This is a genomic window from Streptomyces sp. NPDC004629, assembly GCF_042873595.1.
GTDB lineage: Bacteria > Actinomycetota > Actinomycetes > Streptomycetales > Streptomycetaceae > Streptomyces.
Window position 1 is genome coordinate 20,030 of the sequence record NZ_JBIALO010000035.1, and the last position, 19,875, is coordinate 39,904.

A 19,875-nucleotide genomic window follows, 5' to 3' on the forward strand; every position below is an offset into this window, starting at 1 on the left:
ATGACTGTGCCCGTGGACAAGCTGACGGAGGCGCTCCGTGCTTCGCTGCTGGCCAACAGCCGGCTGCGCGAAGAGAACCGGGCACTGGTCGACGCCGCGAACGAGCCGATCGCGCTGGTGGGAATGGCGTGCCGGTTCCCGGGCGGGGTGCGCGGGCCGGAGGATCTGTGGCGGCTGGTCGCCGAGGGCGTGGACGGCGTCGGCCCGTTCCCCGCGGACCGCGGCTGGGACCTGGACACTCTGCTGGGCCCGGACGGCCCCGGTTCCGGGACCTCGGCGACCGGCGAGGGCGGGTTCCTGGACGAGCCGGGCGAGTTCGACGCGGCGTTCTTCCGGATCTCGCCGAGAGAGGCGGTGGCCACCGACCCGCAGCAGCGGTTGCTGCTGGAGGTGTCATGGGAAGCCCTCGAACGCGCGGGCATCGACCCGAGTTCGCTGGCCGGAAGCCGGACCGGCGTGTTCACCGGCGCCTACCAGTCCGGCTACGCCGAGCTGGTCGCCCGGGGCGGCGAGCAGTTGCGGGCCCACCAGATCACCGGCGGCGCGGGCAGCGTGATCTCGGGACGGATCGCCTACACGCTCGGGCTGGAAGGTCCGGCGGTGAGTGTGGACACCGCGTGTTCGTCGTCGCTGGTGGCGATGCACCTGGCCGCGCAGGCGCTGCGGGCCGCGGAATGCACGCTGGCTCTCGCCGGTGGGGTCACGGTGATGGCCTCACCCGGAATGTTCCTGGGTTTCACCGCACAGGGCGGGCTCGCCGCGGACGGCCGGTGCAAGTCCTTCGCCGACGGCGCCGACGGCACCGGGTGGTCCGAGGGCGTCGGTGTGGTGGTGCTGGAGCGGTTGTCGGATGCTCGCCGGCACGGCCATGAGGTGCTGGCCCTGTTGCGGTCCAGCGCGGTGAACCAGGACGGCGCTTCCAACGGCCTGACGGCGCCGAACGGGCCGTCGCAGCAACGCGTGATCCGGCAGGCGTTGGCTGCGGCCGGTCTGTCCGCTTCGGACGTCGATGCGGTCGAGGCGCACGGTACGGGTACGAAGCTCGGTGATCCGATCGAGGCGCAGGCGGTGCTGGCGACCTACGGTCAGGACCGGCCCGAGGGCCGGCCGCTGTGGCTGGGCTCGTTGAAGTCGAACATCGGACACACCCAGGCAGCCGCCGGCATCGGTGGTGTGATCAAGACGGTGCTGGCGCTGCGGCACGGGACACTGCCGAAGACGCTGCACGTGGACCAGCCGTCGAGGCAGGTGGACTGGTCCCAGGGCGACGTGCGCCTGCTCACGGAGGCGATGCCGTGGCCGGAGACCGGCCGCCCCCGCCGGGCCGGGGTGTCGTCGTTCGGCGTCAGCGGCACGAATGCCCACGTGATCCTCGAAGCCGCGGGCGAGGCCGTTGTCGGTCCCGCCGGGCCTCCTTCCGGGCCGCCTGCCGTCGAGGGCGTGGTGCCGTGGGTGGTGTCGGGCAAGTCGGCCGACGCCGTGCGGGCCCAGGCGGCCCGATTGCTCGAACGGCTCGAAGCGGAGCCGGCGCTGAGCCCGGCCGACGTGGGCTGGTCGTTGCTCACCTCGCGCGCGGCTTTCGAGCACCGCGCCGTGGTGGTGGGCGGCGACCGGACCGAGCTGATGGCGGGCCTGCGCGCCACGGCGGACGGCGAGCCCGCCGCGAGCGTGGTCCTGGGTACTGCCCGGAGCGGGGCCAAACTCGGTGTCCTGTTCACGGGCCAGGGTGCGCAGCGGGTGGGGATGGCCCGCGAGTTGTACGACCGTTCGCCGGTCTTCGCGGGAGCGTTGGACGAGATCCTCGCCGAGCTGGATCCGTTGTTGGACCGGCCGTTGTGTGAGGTGATGTGGGGCGATGACGCGGAGCTGATCAACGAGACGGGCTGGGCGCAGCCTGCGTTGTTCGCGGTCGAGGCGGCCTTGTTCGAGGTACTGCGCGCGTTCGGCGTGACCCCGGCCCATCTCCTGGGACATTCGATCGGTGAGGTCACGGCCGCGTACGTGGCCGGGGTGTGGTCGTTGGCCGATGCGTGTCGGGTGGTGGCGGCGCGGGCGCGGTTGATGCAGGCGCTGCCGTCCGGCGGAGCGATGGCCGCCGTCGGGCTGCCCGAGGCGGACGTCGCCGGGTTGCTGCCCGAAACCGTGTCGATCGCCGCGGTCAACACCGCGGATTCGGTGGTGGTCTCGGGGCCGCGAGAAGCCGTGGACTCAGTCGTCGCGGTCGTGTCCGCTCGTGGTGCCAAGGTGACGCTGTTGCGGGTGTCGCACGCGTTCCACTCGTCGTTGATGGATCCGATGCTGGAGGACTTCCGGCGGGTTCTGGGATCGGTGCGGTTTGCGCCGCCGCGGATTCCCGTGGTGTCCAATCTGACCGGGGAGCGGGCGTCCGACGAGGAGTTGTGTTCGCCGGAGTACTGGGTGCGGCAGGTGCGGTCGGCGGTGCGGTTCGCCGACGGTGTGCGGTGGCTGGCCGGCCACGGCGTCGCGGCGATGGTCGAGCTGGGCCCGGACGGGGTCCTGTCGGGCCTGGCGCGGCAGAGCTGCACGTCCGTCGCGGTGCCGATGCTGCGCCGGCAGGAAACCTCCGAACGCGGCGAGGCCGCGACGGTGGTGGCGGCCCTCGCGCAGCTGCACGCGCAGGGCGTGCCGGTGGACTGGAGCACTCTCTTCGCCGGGCAGGCCGCCGTGCGGATTCCGTTGCCGACGTACGCGTTCCGGCATGAGCGCTACTGGCTCGACGGCTCGAACCGGGCGGTCGACGTGTCCTCGGCCGGGCTGACCGCCGCGGAGCACCCGTTGCTGGGTGCGATGCTGTCGCTTCCGTGGACGGACGGGTTCGTGTTCACCAGCCGTCTGTCCCAGCGCACGCATCCCTGGCTGGCCGAGCACCCGGTGGGAGGCTCGGCGGTGCTGCCGGCCACCGCCTATGTCGAGCTGGCCGTGCGCGCCGGTGACAGCGCCGGGTGCGACCGGCTGGACGAGCTGGTGGTGGAGACTCCGCTGGCGCTGCCCGCCCGCGGCGGTGTCCAGCTGCAGGTTGTGGTCGGCGACCGCGTGGACGGGCGCCGCGAGGTGGCGGTGTACGCCCGGCCGGACGGTGAGGAGACCTGGACCCGGCATGCCAGGGGGACGCTGAGCACCGGATCATCCGATAGGGACGGCGGCGAACCGTTTGCCGCGTTGGGCCGGGAATGGCCGGTGCCCGGTGCGACGGCCGTGGACCTCGGCGACATCTGTGGGCGCGGCCCGCTCGTCCCTGACGTGACCGGGGTCTGGACCCGCGGCGATCAGGTGTTCGCCGAAGTCGAGCTGCCGAAGTCCGAGCACGATCTGGCAGCGTCCTTCGGCATCCACCCGGCGCTGCTGGACGCGGCTCTGCGGGCGGCCTTCGCGCAGCCGGCGCAGCGCGCGGCGGTCCCGGCCGCCTTCGGCGACGTGGTGTTGCGCGCGTCCGGCGCGGCGCGGCTCCGCGTGGCCTTGACCCGGACCGGCCCGGACGAGATCTCGGTCGCCGTGGCGGACGGCGCGGGACTGCCGGTGTTGTCGATCGGGTCGGTGATCGCGCGGCGGATGGACAGTGCGCCCCCCAGTACGGGCGACCGGTCCGTCCTCGCCGTGGAGTGGGTCGGGATCACTCCGGCGGCCGGCGCGGACCTGCGTGACTGGCTGCTGGCCGGCCCGGACGACGCTCGCTTCGCGGACCTGACCGCGCCCGGCGAGGAGAGGTCGGTACCGCAGGCGGTGGTGCTGGCCGTGTCCGGTGCCGCGGACGCGGTGGTGGAGTCGACGCATGAGCTGACCGGACGCGTCCTGCGGCTGTTGCAGCACTGGTTGGCCGACGGCCGGTTTTCGGCTGTCCCGCTGGTGGTCATGACGTCGGGAGCCGTCGCCGCCGGGCCGGACGAAGGGGTGCGGGACCTGGCCGCGGCCGCGGTGTGGGGCCTGGTGCGGTCGGCGCAGACGGAGAATCCTGGCCGGTTCGTGCTGCTCGACTCGGACGCCGAGCCGGACACCGCGACTGTGAGCCGGATCCTGGCCTCGGGTGAACCGCAGGTGGTGATCCGCGAAGGCAGGATGCACGCGGCCCGGCTCGTCCGCACCGAGCCCGGCGAACACGCCTTCACGCCGGCCGAGCCGGGCACCGTGGTGATCACCGGTGGGACCGGCGCTCTGGGCGGTGTCGTGGCCCGGCACCTCGTCGGTGCGCGCGGGGTCCGGCATCTGTTGCTGCTCAGCCGTCGGGGAACGGCCGCCGCGGGAGCCGCGGACCTGGTCGGGGAGTTGGCGGCGCAGGGTGCGGAGGTGACCGTCGCGGCGTGCGACGTGACGGACCGGCAGGCCCTCGCGGAGGTGCTGGGGGCGGTTCCGCCGGAGCGGCCGGTGACCGGTGTCGTCCACACGGCCGGTGTGGTCGACGACGGCGTGCTCGGTTCCTTGTCACAGGAGCAGGTCGACCGGGTGCTGGCGCCGAAGGTGGACGCGGCGTGGCACCTGCACGAACTGACCCGGGACCTCGATCTCTCGCTGTTCGCGGTGTTCTCCTCCATCGGCGGCTCGCTCGGCAGCGGCGGGCAGGCGAACTACGCGGCGGGCAACGTGTTCCTGGACGCGTTGATGCAGCAGCGCCGGCACGCCGGGCTGCCGGGGCTGTCGATGGCGTGGGGTCCGTGGACCACGGAGATCGGCATGACCGGCACGTTGTCCGACGGGGACCGTCGGCGCATCGCCCGCTCGGCGATCCCGCTGCTGACGCCCGCGCAGGGCATGGAGCTGTTCGAGCGTGCACTGGTCACCGATCGGCCCGTGCTGGTGCTGACCCGGTTGAACCTGGCCGCGTTACGCGCTCAGACGGAGGTCGCGCCCGTGTGGCGTGCGCTCGCCGGTGGCGTGCGCCGCCGGCGGGCGCACGACGCGACCGGCGGCCAGGACGGCCTGCGGCAGCGACTCGCCGGACTGTCCGAAGCGGACGGACTGCGGCTGCTGATCGGTCTCGTCCGGGACAGCGCCGCAGCGGTGCTCGGTCACGCGCCGGAGGCACGGATCGAGGCGGACCAGCCGTTCAGAGAGCTGGGCTTCGACTCGCTGACCGCGGTCGAGCTGCGGAATCTGGTGCAGGCCAGGACCGGGCTGGCGATGCCCGCGAGCCTGGTGTTCGACTACCCGACCGTCGGCCACGTCGCGGGTTACCTCGCGGCCGAGTTCGGCGACGTGGGCCCGCAGGTGCCGCCCGCCGTGCCGGAGTTGGTGTCGGTCGCCGACGATCCGGTTGTGCTGGTGGGGATGGCGTGCCGGTTCCCGGGTGGGGTGTCGGGTCCGGAGGATCTGTGGCGCCTGGTCGCCGATGGCACCGACGGAATTACGCCGTTCCCGGCCGATCGCGGCTGGAACCTGGATGCCTTGCTGGGACTTGACGGCTCCGGATCGTCCGCGACCGGGGAAGGCGGGTTCATCGACGCGGCCGGCGACTTCGACGCGGCCTTCTTCCGGATCTCGCCGCGGGAAGCGCTGGCCACCGACCCGCAGCAGCGGTTGCTGCTGGAGGTGTCGTGGGAAGCCTTGGAACAGGCCGGGATCAAGCCCGCGTCCCTGGCCGGCAGCTCGACCGGCGTGTACGTCGGCGCGTACCAGTCCGGGTACGCCGAGTTGGTCTCCCGCTCCGACGGACAGTTGCTGGGCCACGCCCTCACCGGCGGCGCAGGCAGTGTGATTTCCGGCCGGATCGCCTACACACTGGGCTTGGAAGGCCCTGCGGTGAGCGTGGACACGGCCTGTTCGTCGTCGTTGGTGGCAATGCACTTGGCGGCTCAGGCACTGCGGGCGGGGGAGTGCTCGCTCGCGCTGGCCGGTGGTGTCACACTCATGGCTTCACCGGACACATTCGTCGGCTTCAGCGTGCAGGGTGGCTTGGCCGCCGACGGGCGGTGCAAGTCGTTCGCGGATGCGGCCGACGGCACCGGCTGGGCCGAGGGCGTCGGCGTGGTGGTGCTGGAGCGGCTCTCCGATGCCCGGCGGAACGATCACGAAGTTCTGGCTGTGCTGCGTTCGAGCGCGGTGAACCAGGACGGTGCGTCGAACGGGTTGACGGCGCCGAACGGTCCTGCGCAGCAACGGGTGATCCGGCAAGCACTGGCCGCGGCAGGACTGACTGCTTCGGACATCGATGCCGTGGAAGCCCACGGTACGGGTACGAAGCTCGGTGATCCGATCGAGGCGCAGGCGTTGCTGGCGACCTACGGCCAGGATCGGCCCGCGGAGCGGCCGTTGTGGCTGGGCTCGTTGAAGTCGAACATCGGCCACACGCAAGCGGCGGCCGGTGTCGGTGGTGTGATCAAGATGGTCATGGCGTTGCGGCGTGGTGTGTTGCCGAAAACGCTGCACGTGGACGCGCCGTCGACGCAGGTGGATTGGGCGCAAGGCGACGTGCGGCTGCTGACGGAGTCGGTGCCGTGGCCGGAAACAGACCACCCTCGGCGGGCCGGGGTGTCCTCGTTCGGCGTCAGCGGCACCAATGTGCACGTCATCCTCGAAGCGGCCGGCACTGCCGCCGCCCCACCCGGCGTCGACCCCGGCGGTGTCGTGCCGTGGGTGCTGTCCGGCAAGACGGAAGAGGCGCTGCGGGCGCAGGCAGCGCGCTTGCTGGCGCACCTCGAATCCGATGCGTCGTGGCGTCCGGTGGATGTGGGCCGGTCGCTGATCGACTCGCGGACGGTGTTCGAGCACCGGGCTGTCGTCGTGGGCACCGATCAGGACGAGCTGCTGACCGGAGTGCGCGCTGCCGCCGCCGGCGAACCCGCCGCGGGTCTCACCGAAGGCGTCGCCCGGGCCGGTGACGCAGTGGTGTTCGTGTTCCCGGGCCAGGGTGCCCAATGGGTGGGGATGGCTCAGGACCTGCTGGCCGAGTCGCCGGTGTTCGCCGAGTCGATGCGCGAGTGTGCGGCGGCGTTGGCGCCGTTCGTCGACTGGTCGCTGGAGCAGGTGCTCGGTGACGAGGCCGCGTTGGCGCGAGCCGACGTCGTGCAGCCGGTGTTGTGGGCGGTGATGGTGTCGTTGGCGGCGGTGTGGCGGTCGTTCGGGGTCGAGCCGGCCGCGGTGGTGGGGCACTCGCAGGGTGAGATCGCGGCCGCGTGTGTGGCCGGTGCCCTGTCCTTGTCGGACGGTGCTCGTGTTGTGGTTCTCCGCAGCCGCGCGATCGCCGACACCCTGGCCGGTGGTGGGGGCATGGTGGCCTTGCCGATGGCGGTCACCGAGGTCGGGGAACTGATCTCGCAGCGGCCGGCGGTTTCGGTGGCCGCGATCAACGGCCCGGCATCCGTGGTGGTCGCCGGGGATCCGGACGCCCTCGACCGATTGCTGGCCGACTGCGAAGGCGACGGGATCCAGGCGCGCCGGATCGCGGTGGACTACGCCTCGCACTCCCCGTCGGTGGAGCGGATCGAGGATCGGCTGCTGGCGGACCTGGCCCCGGTCAGCCCCCGCTCGTCGACGGTTCCGGTCTACTCGTCGGTGACCGGGCAGCTCGCGGACACCGCGTCGTGGGACGCCCGGTACTGGTACGACAACCTGCGCAACCCGGTCCTGTTCGAAACGGCGCTCGCGGCCGCTCTCGACGCCGGTCCCGACCTGGTGATCGAGGTCGGTCCGCATCCGGTGCTGGTCCCCGCGGTGCAGGACATCGCGCAGCAGCGAGGGAAACCCGCGGCCGCGGTGGGAACACTGCGCCGCGACGAAGGAACCCTGCGGCGAGTGGTCTTGTCGGTGGCCCACGTGTGTGCTCTGGGCGTCGAGGTGGACTGGGCTCGGGTGTTCGCCGACCGCGGTGCGCGGCGGGTCCCGTTGCCGACGTACGCCTTCCAGCACCGGGTTTTCTGGCCGGACACGACCGGCGGCCGGGTCGATGTGTCCGCGGCCGGGCTGACGGCCGCGGACCACCCGCTGCTGGGGGCGACGCTGCCGCTGCCGCACACCGACGGGGTGGTGTTCACCAGCCGGCTTTCCCTGCGGACGCATCCGTGGCTGGCCGATCACGCGGTGCGGGACGCGGTGGTCTTCCCCGGCACCGGGTACGTGGAGCTGGCGATCCGGGCAGGCGACAGCGTCGGGTGCGACCGCCTCGACGAGCTCGTGCTGGAGACGCCACTCGTGATGCCCGCGCACGCCGGGGTTCAGCTGCAGGTGGTCGTGGGGGACCTCGATGCTCCTGCCGCGGCCGGAGCGCGCAGCGTCGCGGTGTATGCGCGAGTGGACGGCGAGGAGTCCTGGAGGCGCCATGCCACGGGCGTGGTGAGCGCAGGCTCGGGTGAGGCAGACGGCACCGAGCTGTTCGACCCGGTGAGCGGGGACTGGCCCGGGCCGGGCGCGAAGGCACTGGACACCGACCACTTCTACGACAGGCTCGCCGACGAGGGTTTCCTCCGGTACGGACCGGTGTTCCGGGGGCTCACCCGGGCCTGGCAGTGCGGGGACCGGGTGCTGGCCGAGGTCGAGCTGCCGGAGTCCGGGCGTGGTCCGGCCGAGTCGTTCGGGATCCATCCGGCGCTGCTGGACGCGGCGTTGCACGCCTCGGTCTTCGCGGGGCTGGAAGCGCGAGCGGCGTTGCCGTTCAGCTTCACCGGCGTGGTACTGCGCGCCTCGGGTGCGTCCCGGCTCCGGGTGGCGTTGACCCGGACCGGACCCGACGAGGTCGGCGTCGTGGCGGCCGACAGCAGCGGCTCACCGGTGTTGTCGATCGGCTCGCTGGCTGTGCGGGCCATGTCGACCGGCAGCCTCGCATTCGTCCCGGGTGACGGTGCCCTGCTGAAGCTCGGCTGGATTGCCGCCGAGGGTCCGGTGGTGGCGGTGGCGGACTGGCTCCTGGTCGATCGCGCGAGTTCGACCGGCACCGCGTACGCCGACCTCGCCGAGGTCAGTGCCGCACCGGCGGACGGTGCTCGTCCGCAGGCGGTGGTACTGGCTGTGGCCGGCGACCGGGACGCGGTGGTGGACTCCGTTCACGAACTGACCGCCTGGGTGCTGGGGCAGCTGCAGCACTGGCTGGCCGAGGATCGCTTCGCCTCGATCCCGCTGGTGGTGGCGACGCGGGGCGCGGTCACGGTCGAGTCCGGCGAGCCGGTACGGGACCTGGCCGCGGCGGCGGTGTGGGGGCTGGTGCGCTCGGCGCAGACCGAGAACCCCGGCCGGATCGTCCTGCTCGACACCGACACCGAGCTGGACCACGACGTCCTGGGCCGGGTTCTGAGCACCGACGAGCCGCAGCTCGCGTTGCGCGGCACGCAACTGTACGCCGTCCGTCTGACGAGGGTCCGGCCGGCGGACGATCTGGTCGCACCGGAGACGGAAGCCTGGCGGCTGGAGTCCGTGGAGAAGGGCACGCTGGAAAATCTCGCGTTGGTGCCGTGTCCCGAGGTGACGAATCCCCTGCGGCCCGGGCAGGTCCGGATCGAGGTGCGCGTGGCCGGCCTGAACTTCCGCGACGTGCTCAACGCCCTCGGCATGTACCGCGGTCAGGCCGGCCCCTTGGGCAGTGAGGTCGCCGGGGTGGTCACCGAGGTCGGCCCGGAGGTGACCGGGCTGGCGATCGGCGACCGGGTGATGGGCCTGGCCTTCGGCGGCTTCGGCCCGGTGGCCGTGACCGACCGGCGGTTGCTGACGGTGATCCCGGCCGGCTGGTCGTTCGCCGTCGCCGCGTCGGTTCCGATCGTGTTCCTGACGGCATACTACGGCTTGGTGGACCTCGCGGGTCTGCGGGCGGGTGAGTCGCTGCTCGTGCACGCTGGTGCAGGTGGCGTGGGCCTGGCGGCCATCCAGCTCGGCCGGCACCTCGGCGCGGAGATCTACGCAACCGCCGGCGAAGGCAAATGGGGTGTCCTGCACGAGTGGGGTGTCGACGAACGCCGGGTGGCTTCGTCGCGAACCTTGGACTTCCGGGAGCGCTTCCGCGCCGCCACGGACGGGCGCGGCGTCGACGTGGTGCTCAACTCGTTGGCCGGCGAGTTCGTGGATGCCTCGCTGGACCTGCTCGTTCCCTCCGGCCGCTTCGTCGAGATGGGAAAGACCGACATCCGCTCGGCCGAGGACCTGCGGGAGCGTTGCGCCGACGTGAACTACCAGGCGTTCGAACTGACCGACGCCGGGTTCGAACGCATCCAGCAGATGCTGCGGGAACTGGTGAGCTTGTTCGAGGCCGGTGTGCTGCGCCCGTTGCCGGTGCGCAGCTGGGACGTGCGCCAGGCCCAGGACGCCTTCCGGTTCATGAGCCAGGCCAAGCACGTCGGCAAGCTGGTGCTCACCGTCCCACGGGCACCGGACTCTTCGGGCACGGTCGTGATCACCGGCGCCGGCGGCCTGGGCGGTGCCCTGGCCCGCCACCTGGTCGGTGAGCACGGTGTCCGGCACCTGCTGCTCGTCAGTCGGCGCGGCTCGGCCGCGCCGGGTGCTCCAACGCTGGTCACCGAGTTGGCGGCGCAGGGCGCGACGGTGACGTTCGCGGCGTGCGACCTGACGGATCGGGAAGCCCTGGCCGCGGTGCTGGCCGGGGTTCCGGCGGAGCGACCGGTGACCGGGGTGGTGCACACCGCCGGGGTCCTTGAGGACGGCGTACTCGGCTCGCTCTCGCCGGATCAGCTCGATCGCGTGCTGGCGCCGAAGGTCGACGCGGCGTGGCACCTCCACGAGCTGACGCGGGATCTGGACCTGTCGTTCTTCGTGGTGTTTTCCTCTCTCGCCGGGCTTCTGGGCAGCGGCGGCCAGGCCAACTACGCCGCGGGCAACGTGTTCCTCGACGGTTTGGCGCAGCACCGTCGTGAGCAGGGGCTGCCGGGTTCGTCGATGGCCTGGGGTGCCTGGACGACCGAGGTCGGGCTGGTGGGCACCTTGTCCTCGGCGGACCTTCGCCGCATCGAACGGTCGGCCCTGCCGCCGTTCTCGGTGGCGCAGGGCATGGACCTGTTCGACCGGGCGATGCGCTCCAGCCGGCCGGTGCTCGGACTGGCCCGGTTGAACGCACGGGCGTTGCGGGCTCAGCAGGACGTGCCGGCCCTGTGGCGGTCGCTCGCCGGCGCCGTGCCGCGCCGCACCGCCGACAACACCCGCGACGGTCGGGGCGGGCTGGGCAAGCGGTTGGCGGAACTGTCCGTGGGGGAGCGTGAGCAGACGCTGGCGGAGCTGGTCCGGGAGTCCGCCGCGGCGGTGCTGGGCTACGGCTCGGGGGCACAGATCGACGCGGACCGACCGTTCCGGGAGCTGGGCTTCGACTCGCTGACGTCGGTGGAGCTGCGGAATCTGCTGCGGGCCAAGACGGGTGCGGTGCTGGCGGCGAGCGTGGTGTTCGACTATCCGACGGTCACGCGGCTGGCGAGACACCTGGCTGCCGGGTTCGGTGCCGGGCAGCCGGCGGAGCCGACCGCGGTGCCGGCGCCGGTGTCGGTTTCCGACGATCCGATCGTACTGATCGGGATGGCCTGCCGGTTCCCGGGTGGTGTCGCGGGTCCGGACGACTTGTGGCGGCTGGTCGCCGATGGCGTCGACGGCGTCACCCCGTTCCCGGCCGATCGCGGCTGGAACCTGGACACCCTGATCGGGCGTGAGGGACCTGGTTCCGGAACCTCGGCGACGGGTGAGGGCGGGTTCCTCGCCGGTGTCGACGAGTTCGACGCGGCGTTCTTCCGGATCTCGCCGCGTGAGGCGCTCGCCACGGATCCGCAGCAGCGGTTGCTGCTGGAGGTGTCGTGGGAAGCCCTGGAACAGGCGGGAATCGATCCGACCTCACTGGAGGGCAGCCCGACCGGCGTGTTCGCCGGCGCTTACCAGTCCGGATACGGCGAAATGGTCGCCCGCGGCAGCGACCAGCTGCTGGGCCACCAGATGACGGGTGGCGCGACCAGCGTGATTTCCGGCCGGGTGTCCTACACGCTCGGACTGGAGGGCCCGGCGGTGAGCGTGGACACGGCGTGTTCGTCGTCGTTGGTGGCGATGCACCTGGCCGCGCAGGCGTTGCGGGCGGGCGAGTGCACGCTGGCGCTGGCCGGCGGGGTGACCGTGATGGCCTCGCCGGACACGTTTGTCGGCTTCACCGTGCAGGGCGGAATGGCCGCGGACGGCCGCTGCAAGTCCTTCTCCGACGCCGCCGACGGCGCCGGCTGGGCCGAGGGCGTCGGTGTCGTCGTGATGGAACGGCTGTCCGAGGCCCGCCGAAACGGGCACCAGGTGCTGGCTGTTTTCCGGTCGAGCGCGGTGAACCAGGACGGTGCGTCGAACGGGTTGACGGCTCCGAACGGTCCGTCGCAGCAGCGGGTGATCCGCCAGGCGCTCGCGGCAGCCGGACTGTCCACCGCGGACATCGACACCGTGGAGGCCCACGGCACGGGCACCCGGCTCGGCGACCCGATCGAGGCGCAGGCGGTGCTGGCCACGTATGGTCAGGACCGGCCCGAGGGCCGGCCGTTGTGGCTGGGGTCGTTGAAGTCGAACATCGGCCACGCGCAGGCGGCCGCGGGCGTCGGCGGCGTGATCAAGATGGTGATGGCGCTGCGCCACGGAGTGCTGCCGAGGACGTTGCACGTGGACCGGCCCTCCACCCAGGTCGACTGGACCCAGGGTGACGTGCGGCTGCTGACCGAAGCGGTACCGTGGCCCGAAACCGGCCGTCCGCGGCGGGCCGGCGTGTCCTCGTTCGGGATCAGTGGCACCAACGCGCACGTGATCCTTGAGGCGCCCGCCCGCACCGACGTTGTGCCGGCCGCCGACACCGGCGCTGTGGTGCCATGGGTGCTGTCCGGCAAGTCGGCTGAGGCGGTGCGGGCCCAGGCGTCCAGGTTGCTGGGGTTCGTGGCGGCGGACCCGACCCTGCGTCCGGTGGACGTGGGCTGGTCGCTGCTCGGTTCGCGGGCGGTGTTCGACCACCGCGCCGTGGTCGTGGGCGGCGAGCGGGCCGAGCTATTGGCGGGCCTGCGTGCGGTCGCGGCCGGTGAATCGGTGCCCGGTACGGTTCGGCCGGGCACTCGGCTGGGTGTGCTGTTCACGGGTCAGGGTGCTCAGCGGGTGGGGATGGCTCGGGACTTGTTCGACCAGTCCCCGGTTTTCGCCGCCGCGGTGGAAGAGATCCTCGCGGAGCTGGATCCGTTGCTGAATCGGCCGTTGCGTGAGGTGATGTGGGGCGAGGACGCGGAGCTGATCAATGAGACAGGGTGGGCGCAGCCGGCGCTGTTCGTGGTGGAAGCCGCTCTGTTCGAGGTGCTGCGCGCCTTCGGTGTGACCCCGGATTACCTGCTGGGGCATTCGATCGGTGAGGTGACCGCGGCGTATGTGTCAGGTGTGTGGTCGCTGGCTGACGCGTGTCGGGTGGTGGCCGCGCGGGCGCGGTTGATGCAGGCGTTGCCATCCGGCGGCGTGATGGCCGCACTGGAGATTTCCGAGGCCGAGATCGCGGACCTGCTGCCGGACGGCGTGTCGGTGGCGGCGGTGAACACCGACGATTCGGTTGTGGTCTCGGGTCCTCGGGCCGAGGTGGACCGGGTGACGGCGGCTGTGGGCGAGCGTGGCCGCCGGGTGTCGCGGTTGCGGGTGTCGCACGCGTTCCATTCGGCGTTGCTGGACCCGATGCTGGGCGAGTTCACGCGGGTGCTGGAGTCGGCGCGGTTCGCGGAGCCGCAGATTCCGGTGGTGTCCGATGTGACCGGTCGGATGGCGACGGCTGAGCAGTTGTGCTCGCCGGAGTACTGGGCCCGCCAGGTCCGAGTGCCGGTGCGGTTCGCCGACGGTGTGCGGTGGCTGGCCGAGCAGGGTGTGACGGCGATGGTCGAGCTGGGTCCGGACGGCGTGCTGTCCGCGCTGGCGCAGCGCAGCTGTGCTCCGGGGACGGTGGTGACGCCGGTCCTGCGGCGCGATCACGACGACACGTCGACGCTGTTGTCGGCGATCGCACAGCTGTACACGCGAGGCGTGGCCGTGGACTGGACCACGGCGTTCGCCGGTCGAGGAGGCACCCGGATCAGCCTGCCGACCTACGCCTTCCAACGGCAGCGCTTCTGGCCCGACGCGGCCGGCGGCCGGACCGAGGCATCCGGCGGATTGCGGTCCGCGGACCACCCGTTGCTCGGGGCGGTGCTGTCGTTGCCGCAGTTCAACGGCGTGGTCTTCACCAGCAGCCTGTCCCTGCGGACCCATCCGTGGCTCGCCGACCACGCGGTGCTCGACGAGGTGGTGTTGCCCGGTGCGGCGTACGTCGAGCTGGCGGTCCGCGCCGGCGACAGCGTGGGCTGCGGTCGGCTGGACGAACTGGTGCTGGAAGCGCCGCTGGTGCTGCCCGTTCGAGGCGGCATCGAACTTCAGGTCGTGGTCGGCGGTGCCGACGCCCCCGGACCCGAGGGGCGGCGGAGCGTCACGATCCACGCCCGCCCGGACGGTGAGGAGACCTGGACCCGGCACGCCACCGGCGTGGTGAGCGTGGCTTCGTCGCCGACTCGGGCGGACGGGTTGTTCCAAGCCGTCGGCGGGACCTGGCCGGTGCCCGGTGCGACACCGGTGGATGTCGAGCGGGTCTACGACCGGCTCGCCGACCTCGGGCTCGAATACGGCCCGGTGTTCCGGGGCCTGACCGAAGCCTGGGAGAGCGGGGACCTGATCTTCGCCGAGGTGGATCTGCCCGAGCCCGCCCGCGGGACGGCGGGTTCGTTCGGGATCCATCCGGCTCTGCTGGACGCCGCTTCACATCCGGTCGCCGTCGCGGGCGTGGATCCCGCCGGTTCCGGCCGGTTGCCGTTCCGGTTCACCGACGTGGTGTTGCGAGCCTCGGGTGCCGCTCGGCTTCGGGTGGCGCTGATGCGTCTCGGGCCGGACGAGGTGGCGATGGCCGCCGCGGACGACACCGGCATGCCGGTGCTGTCGATCGGTTCGCTGGCCGTGCGGGCCCCGGTGGCAGGCAGCCGCATCGCCGGCGACGAGGCGCTGCTGCGGATGGAGTGGCACGAGACCACCCGCACCGCGGCTCCGGTGAGCGAGTGGCTGACCATCGAAGCCGCCTTCGAGCGGGAGACGGCACCGCAGGCTGTCGTGCTCACCGCGTCCGGTGACCCGGACGCCGTCGTGGTGTCCACCCACGACATGACCGGCCGGGTCAGGGGTCGGCTGCGGCACTGGCTGGACGAGGGCCGGTTCGCCGCCGTCCCGCTGGTCGTGGTCACACGGGGTGCCGTCGCGGTAGAGCCCTGTGAGCCGGTGAGCGACGTGGCCGCGGCCGCCGTGTGGGGTCTGGTGCGTTCGGTGCAGGCCGAGAACCCCGGCCGGCTCATCCTGCTCGACACGGATGCCGACCTCGACGCCGACGCGCTGGGGCGAGTCGTGGCCGCCGACGAGCCGCAGCTGGCCCTGCGCCGGGGCCGGCTCCACGCCGCCCGGCTCACCCGGACCGGCGACACCGACGGACCGGTTACGTCACTGGTGTCGGGTACGGTCGTGATCACCGGCGGTGAGCGGGCCCGCGTGGTCGCCCGGCATCTGGTCGCCGAGCACGGTGTCCGGCGCTTGCTGCTGCTCGGTCGACACGGTCCGGACGAGCCGGAAACGGCGGAGCTGGTGGCGGAATTGGCTCAGCAGGGCGCCCAGGTCACGGTCACCGCGTGCGAAGTCACCGATCGGCGAGCCTTGGCCGAGGTGCTGGCCTCCAGTCCCGCGGATCAGCCGCTCATCGGCGTCGTGCACACCGCCGAGCCCCGCTCGTTGCCCGAGGAGGGCTCGGACTCGGTGTCGGGGCCGACGGTCGACGCGGCTTGGCATCTGCACGAACTGACCCAGGATCGGGATCTGGCACTGTTCGTGATGTTCTCGTCGTTCGCGGGCCTTGAGGGCAGCGGCCAACAGGGCGGCGACGCCGCGTTTCTGGCCGCGCTGGCGTGGCACCGCCGTGGTCAAGGCTTGCCGGGCCTGTCGATCGCCTGGGACGACCGGGCGGGCGAGCCGGAGTTGTCCGCGGCGCAGGAGATGGCGCTCTTCGACCGGGCGCTGGGCACCGGTGACGCGGTTCTGGCAGTGACCCGGCTGGATGTGTGGGCGATGCGGGCCCGGCCGGAAATCCCGGCGCTGTGGCGGTCTCTGGCCGGTGCTCCACGCCGGCGGGCGGCCGACAGCAGTGGACCCGGTCGCGAGGGGCTGCGGCAGCGGCTCGCCGGGCTGTCCGAAGTGGACCGCGAGGAGGTGCTGATCGACGTGGTCCGCGAAGCGGTGGCGGCGGTGCTGGGCCACACCTCGGGTGTGTCGATCGATCCGGACCGGCTCTTCGGCGAACTGGGTTTCGACTCGCTGACGGCGGTCGAACTGCGCAACTCGCTGCAGGCCAAAACCGGCGTGGAGCTGGCTGCGACCCTGGTGTTCGACCACCCGGACCTGCGCAGCCTGGCCACGGAGCTGAACGCGGTGTTGTCCGAGCTGCCGCGGGTCGGCGACGGCGGTGGTCCGCTTCCGGAACACCACGACCTGTTCGGTGAGCTCTACCTTGAGGCGATCGAGAACGGCCGGCCGGAGCTCGGCGACGAACTCATGATCAAGGCCGCGCGGTTGCGCGAGAAATTTGACGACCCGGCGCAGGTGAAGGCGAAGCCGGCCGTGGTCCGCGTTTCCCCTGCGGGGGACGGGCCGCACTTGATCTGCGTGTGCCCGACCATCATGACCACCGGGCCACAGGTTTACCTACGGCTCGCCGCGGAGCTCACGGCCCGGGGAAACCAGGTGTCGGCCCTGGTACCTCCGGGGTTCGCCGCCGGAGAGCCTCTGCCCGCGACCCGGGCCGCGTTGGTGACCGGTCTGGCCGATACGGTCGAGGATTTCGTGGGTGAGACGGAGTTCTCCCTGGCCGGGCACTCCTCCGGTGGGGTGGTGGCGTACGAGCTGGCCCAGGAACTGCACGCTCGTGGCCGGGCTCCCGCCGGCCTCGTGCTGCTCGACACCTACACCTTGAATCTCAAGGGCGAGCGGGGCGTGTTCGACGACGAGGACCTGCAGCACGCGTTGAGCACCAGGCTGGTCGAGTACGCGCGCCGGATGGGCTTCGACACGCTGTCCGAACGGATCACCGCGCAGCTGTGGAACCTCGATCTGCTCAGGGGCTGGCGGCCTGCGGGGATTTCGGTGCCGTCGCTGTACATCCGCTCGACGCAGGCTCTCGCGCACGGGGCAGGGGACGAATGGCGCGATGAAGTGGCCGCCGCGGCGGACTCGGTCGTCGAGGTGCCCGGTGACCACTTCACCATGCTGGAAGCCGAGCAGGTGGGCTCGACCGCCGGGGCCGTCGGGGAATGGCTGGAGAATATGCGGTGAAAGCGGCCGCGGTGCGGGTATCCGTAGGCCGGGATTTGCCGTGGATGCCCGTATTTCCGGCGGCAGAAGAGGGTCGCGTTTTCGAGGCCGGCGAGTGCGTTCGGGCAGCATCGGGGAACCAGTGCTTCTTTACCCGTGACCGAGCTTCCTTTACCATTTTGGATATGGCCCGTGTTCCCTATCTCACTTCCTCAACCGCTTCCGAAACCATCGCCGAACCGCTGTCGAAGCTGCCGTCGCTCCACGTTTTCGGATTGATGGCCCACGCCGAGACCGCGTTCCGGCCGTGGCTGCGCTTCAGCGGAGCGCTGCTCAATCACCTCGCGCTGGACCCGGTGCTGCGCGAGTTGGCGATTCTGCGGGTCGGGCAGCTCGCCGCCCGCTACGAGTGGGACCAGCACGTGCCCCTCGCGCTGGCGGTGGGCGCGACTCAGCAGCAGATCGACGCGCTGGATCGGGGTGACCTCGACGCGCTGGAGCCGTTGGTGCGCGCCGTGGTCGACTTTGTGACGGGTGTCGTGCGCGACGAGGTCGACGACGCGACCTACGCGTCGGTCAGCGCGTTTCTGGACGACCGGGAAGTCGTGGAGCTCACGCTCGTCGCGGGCCACTACCTGATGGTGGCCCGGATGATGACGACCCTGCGTATCGACCCCGACCCGGCGGCCGGAGCGGACGCGCTGTTGCTCGGCTGATCCGGACCGCGATCGCGGGGGCGGCCTGAGCCGGACCCGCGATCGGGACTGTGGTGGTCGGCCGTCAACCGGCGGTTCGCTGATCCGAGGTGAGGCTCACCCACGTGCGGGCCAGTTCCACCCGCGAAGAGACCTCCATCTTGCGGAAGACCTTCTTCAGATGGAACGCCACGGTATGCGCGGAGATGTAGAGCTGGCGGCCGACCTGCACGTTCGTCAGGCCCTGGCTCACGAGGTTGGCCACCGCGAACTCGGTGTCCGTGAGGGAGCCGGTGCGGTGTCCGTCGCTTCGCATCGGCCGCCGCACGCGGCCCGATCGCACGCCGAGTTCCCGAAGCTTGCTCGCGACCCGAGCGAGGTCGCGGGTCGCACCGGCCCGCTTGTAACCGGCGGCCGCGCGTTTGAACTGTTCGACGGCGCGATCCTGGCCCAGGTGCAGCGAGGACCAGGTCTGGGCCAGGTCTTCGGCGGCCGACGCCGACGCCCATCCGTCCGAATACAGTTCGCAAGCGGCGCGCAGTCTGTCAGGATTCCTTTCGAACAGCCCCTTGGCGTGCAGTGCCGCCGCATGGAGCGAACGAAGACCCCACGACTTCACGGTGAGCGATTCGGCTCGCACTACACACTTGAAGGCGAGCCGCTCGTCTCCGATGCTTCGTGCGAGGCGGACGAGCCACGCTGCGGCGGCGGGCTGGGACGCGAGGAGTTCCTGTGTCAGCTGGTCGTCGGAGATCAGGCGCTCGACGAGGTGACTGACGCAGGCCGGACCGCCGTTGGCCTCGAACGCCTGGGCGGCGGCCCACACGCACTGCCCGCGCATGTGCGCGGTGCGGCCGAGCAGAGCGTCATCGCCCAGGTTACGCGCGAATCGCAGGCCGGTCGACGTGGTGGACTGCCGGACGGCGCTCAGCGCCAGGACGACGTGCAGGTCCGGCAGCAAGGCGTAGGCGCCGACCCCTTCGACCAGCCCGAGGCCGACGTTCGCCTCGGCGAACGCGCTGCCGGCGTCACCCGCCGCGAGCGCGAACTCGGCGCGGCAGGTGGTCAACGCGGCTGAGACACCCGCGTCGTCGGTGACGTCGTACGAGGTGGTCAACTCGTCGAGCACCCGCGTGGCTTCCGGAAGTTCGCGGACGCGGGTCAGGAGCCGGGCGTGCCAGATCTTGGCGAGCCTCGGGTCGTTCTCGTCGTCGCCGGGTGTGGCGGCCAGCTCGATGGCCCGGCGGACCTCACCGGCGAGCCAGGCGGACAAAGAGCGGGTGAGCGGGTTGTCTCGTTGGTCGTCGGCCGAGATGGCGGTAAGATCTTCAGGCGGTGTTTGGGGTAGCTGGGTGTGCAGCTGGCACCGGCTATAACGCATTACGCCCATCTACCTTTCTCTGAAACTTCAATACCGTGCGCGTGAGCGCTTCGAGTGGTCTCTTTATACTCACCTGAAATTTCCGATCCACGGTTCTCTGCAATAGCTACGTTGCGTCAGGCGCCATTGTCGGACTGAGCCGGCCACGATTTCCAACGGTTGGTCCTGCCAGTGCATCTGCTCACGGATCATGGTGCCTAGCTACGACGGACGCCGTCTGAACACAGAGGGGAGGCGGGGGAGTGGACGGCGCCGAGGCCATCCTCCTCCTGAGTGCCGTCATCAACAACGGCGACTTCGAGAACTACTGGCGCTTTCCCACCTACTTGTTGGCGTATACACTTACGCCCTCGGCTTCGTGCGGTTGAAAAGGATAGATGCCGGCCTCGATCCTTTACGGATCTTGGACGAGGGCGGGGGGACATCGAAGGGCGCGGTCCGTCATGATCATGTGATTCCACGGTCAACTCGGCGTCGAGGTTCAGGAGTTGTGCACGCCCGCAAAACTCCCCTCGC

At 71.3% G+C, this 19,875-nt stretch carries 3 protein-coding genes; 2 read left to right on the forward strand and 1 reads right to left on the reverse strand.

Annotated features, from left to right (window positions below; translation table 11 throughout):
- The first annotated feature begins 6 nt into the window (after positions 1-6).
- Positions 7-17,304, forward strand: coding sequence for an SDR family NAD(P)-dependent oxidoreductase (locus ACFYTE_RS35730; RefSeq protein WP_388719701.1), 17,298 nt, complete (start codon positions 7-9; stop codon positions 17,302-17,304).
- A 164-nt stretch (positions 17,305-17,468) separates the two neighbouring features.
- Positions 17,469-17,999 carry a carboxymuconolactone decarboxylase family protein gene (locus ACFYTE_RS35735; RefSeq protein ID WP_388719603.1) on the forward strand — a complete coding sequence of 177 codons (531 nt, stop codon included), beginning with the start codon at positions 17,469-17,471 and terminating at the stop codon, positions 17,997-17,999.
- 64 nt (positions 18,000-18,063) lie between these two features.
- Here ACFYTE_RS35735 and ACFYTE_RS35740 read toward each other — a convergent pair whose 3' ends face one another.
- A complete protein-coding gene (locus tag ACFYTE_RS35740; RefSeq protein WP_388719605.1) occupies positions 18,064-19,368 on the reverse strand; it encodes a LuxR C-terminal-related transcriptional regulator in 1,305 nt (434 codons plus the stop codon).
- Positions 19,369-19,875: the final 507 nt, after the last annotated feature.